This window comes from Paracholeplasma vituli (genome assembly GCF_025446935.1).
GTDB classification, from domain to species: domain Bacteria; phylum Bacillota_I; class Bacilli_A; order Acholeplasmatales; family UBA5453; genus Paracholeplasma; species Paracholeplasma vituli.
Genome location: NZ_JAOEGN010000017.1, coordinates 17,022 through 29,026, shown reverse-complemented (window position 1 = coordinate 29,026; position 12,005 = coordinate 17,022). Strand labels below are relative to the sequence as shown.

General features: G+C 34.8%; 11 protein-coding genes and 1 pseudogene. 11 read left to right on the top strand and 1 reads right to left on the bottom strand.

Annotation, left to right across the window (positions count from 1 at the left end):
• Positions 1 to 419: 419 nt before the first annotated feature.
• Positions 420 to 1,613: a helix-turn-helix domain-containing protein gene (locus N7603_RS07980; RefSeq protein WP_262096909.1), complete on the top strand. Its 1,194-nt coding sequence runs from the start codon at positions 420 to 422 to the stop codon at positions 1,611 to 1,613.
• A gap of 56 nt (positions 1,614 to 1,669) precedes the next feature.
• On the opposite strand, the gene N7603_RS07975 is transcribed toward N7603_RS07980, so the two are convergent.
• Positions 1,670 to 2,308 (bottom strand): deoxynucleoside kinase, encoded by a 639-nt coding sequence (locus N7603_RS07975; protein ID WP_262096908.1) that lies wholly within the window; start codon positions 2,306 to 2,308, stop codon positions 1,670 to 1,672.
• A gap of 284 nt (positions 2,309 to 2,592) precedes the next feature.
• Here N7603_RS07975 and N7603_RS07970 point away from each other — a divergent pair, with 284 nt between their 5' ends.
• The 10 genes and pseudogenes from N7603_RS07970 to N7603_RS07925 all read left to right on the top strand — a co-directional run bounded on the left by N7603_RS07970 (position 2,593) and on the right by N7603_RS07925 (position 12,005).
• Positions 2,593 to 3,696 (top strand): carbohydrate kinase, encoded by a 1,104-nt coding sequence (locus N7603_RS07970; RefSeq protein ID WP_262096907.1) that lies wholly within the window; start codon positions 2,593 to 2,595, stop codon positions 3,694 to 3,696.
• Positions 3,683 to 4,609, top strand: coding sequence for a pseudouridine-5'-phosphate glycosidase (locus N7603_RS07965; RefSeq protein WP_262096906.1), 927 nt, complete (start codon positions 3,683 to 3,685; stop codon positions 4,607 to 4,609). The genes N7603_RS07970 and N7603_RS07965 overlap by 14 nt, the downstream gene beginning before the upstream one ends.
• A gap of 177 nt (positions 4,610 to 4,786) precedes the next feature.
• Positions 4,787 to 5,731, top strand: a complete 945-nt coding sequence (locus N7603_RS07960) for a GGDEF domain-containing protein (protein ID WP_262096905.1) — start codon at positions 4,787 to 4,789, stop codon at positions 5,729 to 5,731.
• Between the two features lie 305 nt (positions 5,732 to 6,036).
• On the top strand, positions 6,037 to 7,659 hold the full coding sequence (locus N7603_RS09050) for a sensor domain-containing diguanylate cyclase (RefSeq protein ID WP_262096904.1): 1,623 nt from the start codon (positions 6,037 to 6,039) through the stop codon (positions 7,657 to 7,659).
• A gap of 175 nt (positions 7,660 to 7,834) precedes the next feature.
• Positions 7,835 to 8,220: pseudogene (locus N7603_RS07950) on the top strand (DUF6933 domain-containing protein).
• 235 nt (positions 8,221 to 8,455) lie between these two features.
• Positions 8,456 to 9,244 (top strand): zinc transporter ZupT, encoded by a 789-nt coding sequence (gene zupT / locus N7603_RS07945; RefSeq protein WP_262096902.1) that lies wholly within the window; start codon positions 8,456 to 8,458, stop codon positions 9,242 to 9,244.
• 228 nt (positions 9,245 to 9,472) lie between these two features.
• Positions 9,473 to 10,117, top strand: a complete 645-nt coding sequence (locus N7603_RS07940; RefSeq protein ID WP_262096901.1) for a hypothetical protein — start codon at positions 9,473 to 9,475, stop codon at positions 10,115 to 10,117.
• A gap of 10 nt (positions 10,118 to 10,127) precedes the next feature.
• Positions 10,128 to 10,703, top strand: a complete 576-nt coding sequence (locus N7603_RS07935; RefSeq protein ID WP_262096900.1) for a hypothetical protein — start codon at positions 10,128 to 10,130, stop codon at positions 10,701 to 10,703.
• Positions 10,704 to 10,727: 24 nt separating this feature from the next.
• Positions 10,728 to 11,303 carry a hypothetical protein gene (locus N7603_RS07930; protein ID WP_262096899.1) on the top strand — a complete coding sequence of 192 codons (576 nt, stop codon included), beginning with the start codon at positions 10,728 to 10,730 and terminating at the stop codon, positions 11,301 to 11,303.
• A gap of 15 nt (positions 11,304 to 11,318) precedes the next feature.
• Positions 11,319 to 12,005: a hypothetical protein gene (locus N7603_RS07925; RefSeq protein WP_262096898.1), complete on the top strand. Its 687-nt coding sequence runs from the start codon at positions 11,319 to 11,321 to the stop codon at positions 12,003 to 12,005.

Genomic DNA, 12,005 nt, shown 5'->3' with positions numbered 1-12,005 from the left:
TCCGATACTTTTTTACCAGGTCTAGCCTTTCTCGATCGGTTAGTGTTTTTCTCATATTCGTTCTCCTTTTCCTTAAGGATACAAAAAAACACTCCGTTTGATTAGAGTGTTATTATTTGACGTCTACAGTTTACTTTGTATGAGTGTATAGAATTATTGATAACGTGAAAGAACACTGCTTTTAAAAATCAAATACGTATAGAAATTAGTTTTATAAAAATATTGTAATGGTATAATTATTTAGGAAAGATTTATTTGTATATTTTTTTACAAGTTTACAATTAATAGCATTTAACAATAAAAAAACTCTGGATACACATTTTATTGTGAGATTCCACCAAAGCGTAGATAGATTTCACCATTAAATGGGTTTAGTATTTGTCGCTTTACAGATAGAATTGACTTAAGAGGTGATTGAAATGAATAGTACAGGTGAGTTTTTAAAATCATTACGAGTTTCAAAAGGGTTGACTCAAATTGAATTAGCAGAGTATCTAAATGTATCTAATAAAACGATCAGTAAATGGGAAAATGATTTGGGTATGCCTGAGGTTTCGACACTGATCATATTGGCGGATTACTACGAAGTTACTGTGGATGATATCTTAAGAGGAACTAAGCGGATATCAAGAGATAACCTAAAGGAGACAAACCTAACCAAATATGTAGTGAATAGAATTTCCAATCAATATGTTCAATACTTTATTATTTCAGTAGGTATTTGGATATTGAGTAATGTATCGATGATTGTATTAGGTCAAATTACAACCAATTCAAACCTAGGTATGGGGATTGGCTTAATTGTGATCTTAATTGGTTTAATCATTCAAAGCATCAATGTTAATTATCTTAGATTACAAGTTAAAGATATCTCTATTCAAGAAAAAAGAAGTCTATTGAACTTTGTCTTCCATACGAGCTACATCCTCCTCTACCTATCTTTAGCCTCTATTTTTTTTGCATTGTTATACGCAGTGGGTTCTAACAGTGTACTAACTGCAGAAGCGATTTTAAATAGAATGGGATATGCTTTCGGTTTGATGGGTGTAAGTGCAATCTTCTTGTATTACATCATGAGAGCCTTAAGAATTTCATTTCTTAAAAAGTTAACACTTGGAAGACATGTTTTAAATGGGATCATGGTTTTGATTTTACTCATACCAATCTTGGTTATTTCGATCCTAGGTCCTTATCAATTAGCGATTAAGATTGAACATTCTAGTGTAGGTTATTCTGAATATTATAAAGAAGATAATATAGACAGATATTATACCCTTAAGTATTTGCAAATTAAAAGCAGTACCGGGATTTCAAATATTGACTACACGTATAACAGCGAAGAAAATACGAAAACATATACATTTGAGGATGGCTATGAGCTCATCATGACTCAACAAACTGAAGCATTTTTGGAAACTTTAGACTATCAAGTTTTTGATATTAATGAAACATTTGGAAGAGGTTACTGGATTCTACTATCCGAATTCGAAATGGAAATGTCATTGTATACGATGCTAGTTCCCCCACTCATTTCTCTATATAGCATAGCCGTTATCATTTACTATTACATTAGAAAAGTTAGAAAACCAAATGAGTCACTTAAATCCATATAACCTAATTCCTAATTATTTAGTTAGAAAAAGCCCATTGTCAGCGACAATGGGCTTTATTATGAGTGTAAAGCGTCAGTTATTAATTTTAAAACTTGAACTCTGTCAGCTTCATTCCTAACGTCATATTGATCCATATCAATGGTCACAACCTTAGAAGCACTGTAATGATGCATGACCCAATCATCGTAGCTTTCCCATAAAAACTTGTAGTAAGTAATAAGCGATTCATCAAGTTCATAAGAACGTCCTCTTAATTGAATGCGTTTTAATACCGTTTCAAATGAACCTTTCAAATAGATCATCAAATCAGGGGCTTTTTTAGGCAAATCACCTAACTCCTCAAGCATGTTATTAAGCAAATTCTCATACATTTGAAATTCCAAATCTGAAATTCTTCCGAGATCACGGTTTCGTTTAGCGAAATACCAATCCTCATAAATTGAACGATCGATGATGTTATTCGGGTGTCTAAGCGCATCCTTAATCGTCTTAAAACGAGAGTTCAAGAAGTAAAGTTGTAATAAGAAGGGATATCTCTTAGCTTCAATCTCTTCTTGAGAAGCCGTATAGAATAACGGTAAAATCGGGTTATCATCCACCGATTCATAAAATACTTGGCTGCCTAATTTTTCACTCAACATTTCAGCCACTGTGGTCTTCCCTAGACCAATCATACCACCAATAACAATCACCATTTTGTCTCCTTATTAATAAAAAATGGCTCCTAAGAAAGTGTAAAAATCTTTCTAAGAAGTCTACAACAGAGGTATTATCTCCGTTTGCGTAAGTACATTTTAAGCAAAGACAATCGATATGTCAATCACTGTAATTGTAAATTATAAATAAGGTTACAATTGAGTAGTTATACTAGAAACACAATTCTTAAATCGTTATTAATCACTTTACAAGTATCCTATATAGGTGTATGATATAAGTATAAACAAATGTTTTAAATTAAACATATGTAAGTTGGTGACCTATGAAATTAAATGAAAATGAACAAAAAGTGCTCTCAATTTTAAAAGAAGATCCCTATGTCAATCAACAATTTATTGCGGATCAGTTGAATTTATCTAGACCAGCGATAGCGAACTTGATTTCAGGTCTTCAGGACAAAGGATACATATTAGGTAAACCCTATGTACTTAAAACCGAAGAGTTTGTGACCTGTATTGGTAGTGCGAACATGGATTACACCTTTAAATTGGAAGAGAAGATGGTCCTTGGTACTTCTAATCCTGTGAACTCGACCATTTCATATGGTGGAGTTATTCGAAATGTCGCTGATAATCTTTCAAGACTCAACCATTCAGTTTCTCTAATGACTGTTCTCGGTGATGACCGTGCAGGCGATGAGTTACTGAGTTATTCAAAAAAGATAATGGCAGTGTTTGCTTGTGATCGAATCAAACATGAAAATACAGGGGGCTATTACGCAGTCATCAATCAAAAAGGCAATATGGATGTCGGATTTGCCGATATGTCAATCAACAACCACATGAATCGCAGTTGGATTTTAGAACACAAGCGTCATCTCAGCATGAGTCAGTGGTTAATCGCAGATATGAACATCACGAAAGATGCTATGGAAGCGTTGATTGAATATGCCTTAGATGAACAAAAGAAACTGGCTATTATCGGAGTTTCTGGACCGAAGATGAAGCATTTGCCAGAAGATTTAAACGGCGTTGAAATCTTGATTTGTAACTTGGATGAAAGCCAAGCTTACTTCAAAACAGACCTCGAGGACCCCTATCAACTTATCCCAAAGTGGTTAGAAAAAGGTCTAAATAAAATCGTGATTACAGCTGGTAAAAAGGGATCATATTATTTTGATGGCACAGAAATTAAACATAAGCCTGCCTATCTTGTAGATGATGAACAGGTTGTTGATGTGACAGGTGCAGGTGACAGTTTTAGCAGTGCATTATTACACGGATTAATGACCAATGAATCGATGACACAAAGTATCCGCTATGGCGCTATGAGTGCGAGCCTAACCATCCAATCACCTTATGCAGTCAACCCCAAATTATCCATAAACTTATTAAAAAAGGAGCTTAAAAAACATGAAATCATTTGAAGCGTATTTAGATATTAAAGCAGAAGTAAAAAAAGCACTTGCCAACAACTTGCCAGTTGTTGCCCTCGAATCGACCATCATTTCCCATGGTATGCCATACCCAGATAATGTTATCATGGCAAAGAAAGTAGAACAAATTATTAGAGAACAAGGCGCGATTCCAGCTACCATCGCAATCTTAGACGGCAGAATCAAAGTTGGTTTAACGGATGAGGATTTGGAAACGCTTGCAAAATCCAAGCATGTCGTCAAAGTTTCAAGACGTGATTTAGCATCGGTCATCGCGATGAAACAAATTGGCGCGACCACTGTCGCATCCACCATGATTTGTGCGGAAATGGCCAACATCAAATTCTTTGTTACAGGCGGTATTGGTGGGGTTCACAAAGGCTATGAATCGACTCTAGATGTATCTGCAGACTTAGAAGAACTTGCACAAACCAATGTAACAGTCATTTGTGCAGGTGCCAAAGCGATCCTAGACTTACCAAGAACGATGGAATACTTAGAAACCAAAGGGGTATCTGTTATTGGTTATAAGACCAAGGTTTTACCAGCGTTTTATACAAGAACATCCGATATTAAGTTACATCTACATGTTGAAAAAATCAATGACTTGGCGAAAATAGTATTAACCAAAGAACACCTCAATCTCAAAGGTGGGATTTTGGTAGCTAACCCAATTCCTGAAGCGGATTCTATTGATGGCGATTATATGAATGAGATCATTGATAAAGCTGTAAAACAGAGTGTAGTAGATCACGTTGAAGGCAAGGATGTTACCCCATATTTACTTAAAAAGATTGTTGAAGAAACAAAAGGTAAGAGTCTTCAAGCGAACCTCGCTTTGGTTTACAATAATGCATGTATAGGCGGTCAACTAGCGAAAGCCTATCAAGATTTGAAAAAATAAATCATCCTAACAATAAATAATGTTCACATTTTGTGGACATTTTTACTTAAATAAGTGCATTTCTACTGATAATAATGGATTGGTTACACTTAAAATTACGATAAAAATTGACAAGTTTATAAAATTCTTATATAGTATTATTTGGACGATTCAATACGATTGTTCCTAGGGGGAGACATGAACAATCCATACCTAAAATCGGTATCTAAAACTTTACAGGATGAGTTTAAAGTAGATGTCATTGAAGACATTCTTTTGGTGCGCAAAGATAGAATTATCCTATACAGTGCGAATGGCTTGAATGAAGATACGGTGTTACATGTTATTACTGGGTCACTCACATTAATTGGACTAGATGAAACACCTGTCATTACTTTAAAGGATATTTTGTATCATTTTGAGTATAATAATGCCTATGCAGATGTTTCAGGTAGATCAACTTATTACAAGTACGTACACAATGAACTATTTACTACCAGAAATTATAGTATGGTTACTTTCCCAATTCAAAGGAATAATGAGAAAATTTGGATTTCGATTTCTCGAAATATTGTCGACGCGAACCCGAGTTTAAATGTTTATTTTATTACAAATATGACAGATGTCATGAGTAAAGAAGAAGATAATTATAAAAAAACTCACCGCGATGCCTTAACGGGACTATTCAATAAATATACGCTAGATTACCATTATGGAAAAAAATACAAACACCCAGATTTTCATGTCATGTATCTAGATATTGACAATTTTAAGGAAATCAACGACAGTGAAGGTCACGCATCAGGCGATACGACACTCATTCAATTTTCAGATATCTTAAAAGAATATATTACAGAAGATAACCGATTTTATCGAAACGGTGGCGATGAATTCATAGGTTTATTGTTTGGTTCTGAGGAAGAAATCAAAGCGATTGGACAAGCCATCATTGAGAAAGTACGACTATTGCGTACTCCAATTTATCAAAAACCACTCACGGTATCGATTGGAATTGTCCAAGCGAATATTCGTGAAGATGTCATTCGAAAAGCCGATGTATTGTTATATAAAGCCAAACAAATGGGTAAGAACCGAATGATTTATGAGCACGAGAAAATACGTCAACAAGAAGAGGGAAATTAATCCTCTTTTTTATTATAACTGTGTTCAAGATAAATATTGATATGCTTTAAAAATATCCACAGGAAATGGTTTGTTGTGAATATCTTCATTATTTAGAATTATTTTCATTAATATTGAAAAGTGTTTTTGAATCTATTATCATAGCTAAATCCTGACTTATGGTTGGAAATTGTCTTAACCACTAATACTATGATATAATTAAGAAAGTAAATAACTTAAGCAGTTATGTTATAAATAAGAAAAAAATCAGGACTTTTCAGTCTGCATGTGCAGATAGATGTCTATAATTATTTTAGAAAGAAAAGGTGAGGCTTATCAAAACCTATAAACCATACATCATCTTATTGGTAGTTACAATCATTTTCCTATCTCTATTTTGGATTGGATACGATAGTTTAAGAATTTCAATCGATACGCCACAAAAACTGACTGCTGAGTGGGTTTTTGAGAATGAATCGATTTCAGTGCCTACTAAATTGAATGTTTCGACAAATACACCCTACCGTATTTATCGAACATTGGATCAAAATTTCAATGAATCTCAAGTCATCATGATTCGAACATCACTCCAAAATATAACCGTATATTTGGATGATGTGCTTATTTATGAAAAGCAATTTGGAACTTCACAATTTAAACCTTATGCCTCATCATGGCATTTTATTACTTTACCGGGTCAAAATGAAGGTCATGAGCTGTCGATTGAACTATCCTCACCCTACAGATCAATGTCTGGTGAAATCAATGATGTGTTTTATGGGTCTGAAGTGATGCATTACCGCTATTTGATGAATACTTATGGCATCAGACTGATCATTGGTGTGATTCTATTTCTAATCGGATTGATTGTTATGATTTTTGATTTCTTAGTGAAACAGGTCAGAGACAAAGGCTATGTTTATATTGGATTATTCGCCATCATTTTATCTTTATGGGTGATTGCGGAATCTCGAATGCTCCAGTTTTTTACTGGTAGTGAACTCCTGATGGGAACACTCGCATATATGTCATTGCCGGCTTTTGCAATTCCAATGATTGTATTTTTAACTGAATTTCTCCTTAAAGACTATAAAAAAGTATTGAGTTGGATGAAGTATTTATTCATAATTCATCTGGTTATCATCACAGTATTACATTATCTAAATATAGCTGACTACTTTGAAACAGTGTTACTTTCACAAATATGGATTGCAGTTGGTATTGTATTAGCGATTATTGCACTCATTTTAGATAATAAGAAGAACAATCAAAATGAAACCATTAAAGCTTTATATGCATTTATTGTACTCATGGTGTTTGCCATTTTAGAATTCATTAATTTTCAAGTTGGTTTTTTTGAAAACGTGTCTTTATATCTCTCTTTAGGGATCGTCTTGATTATGACCTATGTTATCATCAATTACTTTAGATATATCATTCAACGACTAAAAATCAGTTTTCAGACTGAACTATATCAAAAACTAGCCTATATGGATCATGTGATTCAGGGTAAAAATAGATTGGCGTTTGAACGGGATTTCGATGCCATTATGCGTGATGAAAAGCAAAGTAAAGATTTGCGATTAATCCTCTTTGATCTAGATAACCTAAAGAAAATTAACGATGTACATGGTCATATCGCGGGCGATGAAGCCATCAAAACAGCTTATGATATGATCAGTGCAGTGTTTAAAGATTATGGTGAATGTTATCGCATTGGTGGCGATGAGTTTGCCTGTCTTTACCTAAATAAAAGTCATGACCTGTATTCAGATAAGTTAAGCATTTTAGAATCTTTAGAAACTGAGTATAATACAAAATCTGTCTATCGCTTTGGCATATCTTTAGGGTCAGCCGTGATGGACAACGATGGTATGGGGTATACAGAACTATATGAGCAAGCAGACCACATGATGTATGACTATCGAAAACAGAAGCATTTAAAGTAAATACTTTGAATTATAAAATCAAAAACAATATCAATACTCAGTATTTCAATGAGTGCATTTTGGATTTGATACACATACATAACCAAGAGGAGCGTAAAAATATGCATCTTCAGTGCACAAAAGCCATGATTACTTATGCTAAGCCAGAAATTCAGGAGAAAATACCGACCACGACATGTATGCTTGGCATGCACATATCGTCAAACGAAGCAGAAAAAACTTGCTTATCTTGATGCATGATCTTTCAAGATTCACTTTGGTTTTTTATGGGTTCAAAAACAGTATCTAAATGAACTATATCCCTTGACTACAATAGCTTTGATGAATACCTTAACGGCTATTGGGTTCACGCTGGATCGGATCAGAAACTATTTTGATCTTCAACCTAACGACCTGACTTTTGGTTATACTAAGGATCGATCTTTGGTTGCTAGACTCAATAAAGCAGTCGAAACAGCGGATATTTTTCTAAGTGAAGAAGGGTATTATGAATATAGTATCGAGCAAACGCACGCTAGTATTTTTTGTGATGAGTTTTTGGTTTCTCAAAACAACTACTAAACCTGTTATGAACCGAAAGAAAAGTTCAAAGCTTACTTAGATTTGATGAACGAGGGTTTCACAGCACAGAAGGTGTGATACTGTGAGTCGGTAGTGGATTGAAACACGATTATAAAATACCGTCATTTTATTATAAACAAATTAATTATTTAGAATTATTTTCATTAATATTGATATTTTTCTAGAATTATTTTATCATGAATTATATAAAATAATTTTAAATAAGGAGCAACCTATGACTGTATTTCAAGCATTTTTACTGACCTTATTTGCTGGGTTATCCACCGGTATTGGGTCGTTATTGGCATTTAATAAAAAAGCAACTTCAAAAACATTTTTGTCATTCGCCTTAGGTCTATCAGCAGGGGTTATGATCTATGTGTCATTCGTTGAAATATTTGTAAAAGCAAGAGTCGCACTAACGGATGTATATGGGATCAAACAAGGGTATATTTTGACAACTTTAGCTTTTTTTCTGGGCGTCTTATTGATTGGAACCATTGATAAGCTAGTACCAGATAAAGAAAATCCCCATGAAATCAGAGATGAAAATGATTTAAAACAAAAGGAACATAAATTGTTAAGGATGGGGTTGTTTTCAGCGCTTGCAATCGCGATTCATAACTTTCCTGAAGGACTCGCTACATTCATCGCTGCACTGGATAATCCAACTTTAGGGATTGGGATTGCGGTTGCAATCGCAATCCACAATATCCCAGAAGGCATTGCAGTATCTGTCCCGATTTATCAGGCAACCAATTCTCGTAAAAAGGCATTTTTATATTCGTTTGCTTCTGGATTATCAGAACCCATCGGTGCTTTAATAGGGTATTTCTTACTTCGTGAACTCCTATCGGATGCGATGTTTGGGTTTGTCTTTGGTTTGGTTGCAGGAATTATGGTATATATATCATTGGATGAATTGTTACCAACCGCCGAAAAGTATGGTAAACACCATATTGCAATCTACGGTTTAATCACTGGTATGGCGATTATGGCTATTAGCTTAATATTATTCATTTAAGTAATTATGGGGAAAGACTGATAATCTTTCCTTTTTTTGTCATTTTATACGTAAAACTGTGTGTAAATGTGTGTAAATCTGAAATGAATGTGTGACCTTTGGCAAATTTAGAAATATATTAAGTAATTATTACCATCGATTTGACGGGTTTTTTCTAAAGATGGTATAATTAAAACATCTTATAAAGTCTTAACTGTAGTTAAGTCACAAGCGGAAAGGAGCCACGTTATGAACCATAAATCGACCAGTGTTTCAATTATCATGTTCATTTTGTCATTATTGGTTTTTTCTGCGTCCTCTTTTGCTTGGTTCGCTTTGTCTGATTCAGCAAGGGTCAATGAGTTTGTTGTACCTGTAAATGAGTATGCTGCAAAAATCACATTCCAAGTGTCGAAAAATGGCGGCTCACCGCAAACAATCACTACCGAAGCGCAAATGACTGCTTTTCTGAATAATGCATTACCAGGAGACTTGTTTTCTTTTACAGTGACTATAGAAAATCTATCCACCTCCGAAGTAAATGCGAGCATCAATTTTAAGGATATTACTAGTGCGAATGCGAATTCTGGCTATGACATGCGCAATGTCTTTTATTTAGTCAATGGCACTGTAACAGTACAAGGGTCAGCAATAACGTTACCATTGAACTCTACTACACCAACTACATTTGAAGGACAAACTTTCTCAAATTATCGTTTATCCAATTTGATCAATGGTAGTCAAGACATGACCATCATCACCGGTCTTGAAATACCCATCAGTCAAACTGTTTTCATCCAGTTTTCGATTCAGTTTGATTCGAATACAACCAAATCCGAATATCAAGCAGGCATTCTAAGGATTGCTTCCCTGCTTGCGATATTCGATACTTAGGAGGGATTACATGACTAAACGATTACTTGTGTTATCCCTAAGTATGATATTGACACTCATCTTATTGGGCACTACCATTTATGCTTATTATTTTGATCAAAAAGAAACAGGTTCAGTTGATTTTACACTTGGTGAGGTTTCATTCACTTGGTCAGGTAATTTAACTTCTGGCTTTGTGATGCCATCACAAGAATTGATTGGTACCACTTTTCAACTAACCAATACCTCATCGGTTGAGACAGAACTTAGATTCAGCATTGAAGCTTCGACTTCATTGTTAGGCACTGTTTCAGTGAATGATTTATTCTCAGTGTACACGATTTCATCAGGCTGGGTATTTGATAATGGCTATTATTACAGAGGGTCGAATACAGATTCTACTTCCGAACCGGGTAAGTTTAAGATTCCTACCACAGTATCACAAATCACAGTACTTGAGTCACTTAAATTAGACGGTTATTTCATTCGAAATGAACATGTCGGTGAAACGGTTTCAATCACATTAACCTTTCAAGCTAAGCAAGGCCCTTTTGTAACCTGGGCAACACTAGGCACAGCTAACTACAATTTTTCAACAGGTCAATAAAACCATAAACAAGGAGGTGAGCCTATGAAGAAAATCAGATTAATCGAAAGCATCGTTATTTTAGTCATGGTGCTCGCACTACTAACAACCGGGATTTTCGCTTGGATCATTGCTAGATTTGCTTCTGAACCAATCATTTTCACAAGTGGTTCGATTAAGATGGAAGCATCCTTTTACCAAGCCAATGATGCTAACTTAGATGGTATTTTAGACGGCGGTTATACACAAATTACCACAGGAGGGTTACCACTTGACGATTTGATGCCAGGACAAACCTATACGTTTAGATTAGTGATTGTGAATCAAAGTACCACAGATGGACATTTAACCGTTACATTAAAGGACATCATACCGACCAATGTGACTTTATACAATTTATTAACATTGAATTATATAAATCCTATAACAACAAGTCCAGCTTCAATGGCTTTAGATACTGCAAATGAGACAGTATTTACGAATTATGAACTCACATTTGGTGAAACTTTAACTTTTGATTTTACCATTTATGTCGAGCCTACAATCAATAACACGTTACATAACGAATCTATTGAAATTGGTTATATCGAAATTCGACTAGATCAAATCGTCAATCCTTAGGAGGTCAATGCCCAAATGACAAAAATCATTAAAATCGCAATTTCATTCGTATTGTTGACCACGATTGCTGTCATCAGTATAGCTGGCTGGCTATCAAGTCAAGGTATTGAAGAGGAAGAAGTCACACTTGGAGCTGTTTCTGTTAATGTCGAGGCATACTTCAGTTATTTAGACGAATTTGGGATGCCACAAGAAAAAAGAACAGATATCTTCTACATCGCTGATCCTGTCGATGAAACGCCATTTACTAAAGTAGGCATTTATAAGATTAATGTATCCTTGCCAACTGATCCTCAATTCATCGAAAATTTTCGAGTCAATGTAGAGGTATTTAGCAGTGTCGAAACTTATTTCAGAATTGCGATATACGAACAAATGACCCTCACGTATATCTCAAATGGCAAAAAAGTAGAAGTTGCTACGACACAACCTTCATTATCTCAGTTTGCGTATAACACAACAGAATTCTATGACAATAGAGATAACGATGGCTATTTTTACTTTAAGAACAAAATTTTAAGACAGGGTCCTGGTGTTGCAACCAAGAAAACACTGATTTCGGGATATATCGGTAATTATAATGCGATTAGTGAACGATACTCACTACAAATGGGATTTATCATTGATGCAGTTCAAGCCATCGATGGCCCTCAAATCAATTGGGGACTTCCAAATAGACCTTGGGATGACGGAGCGTGGTAA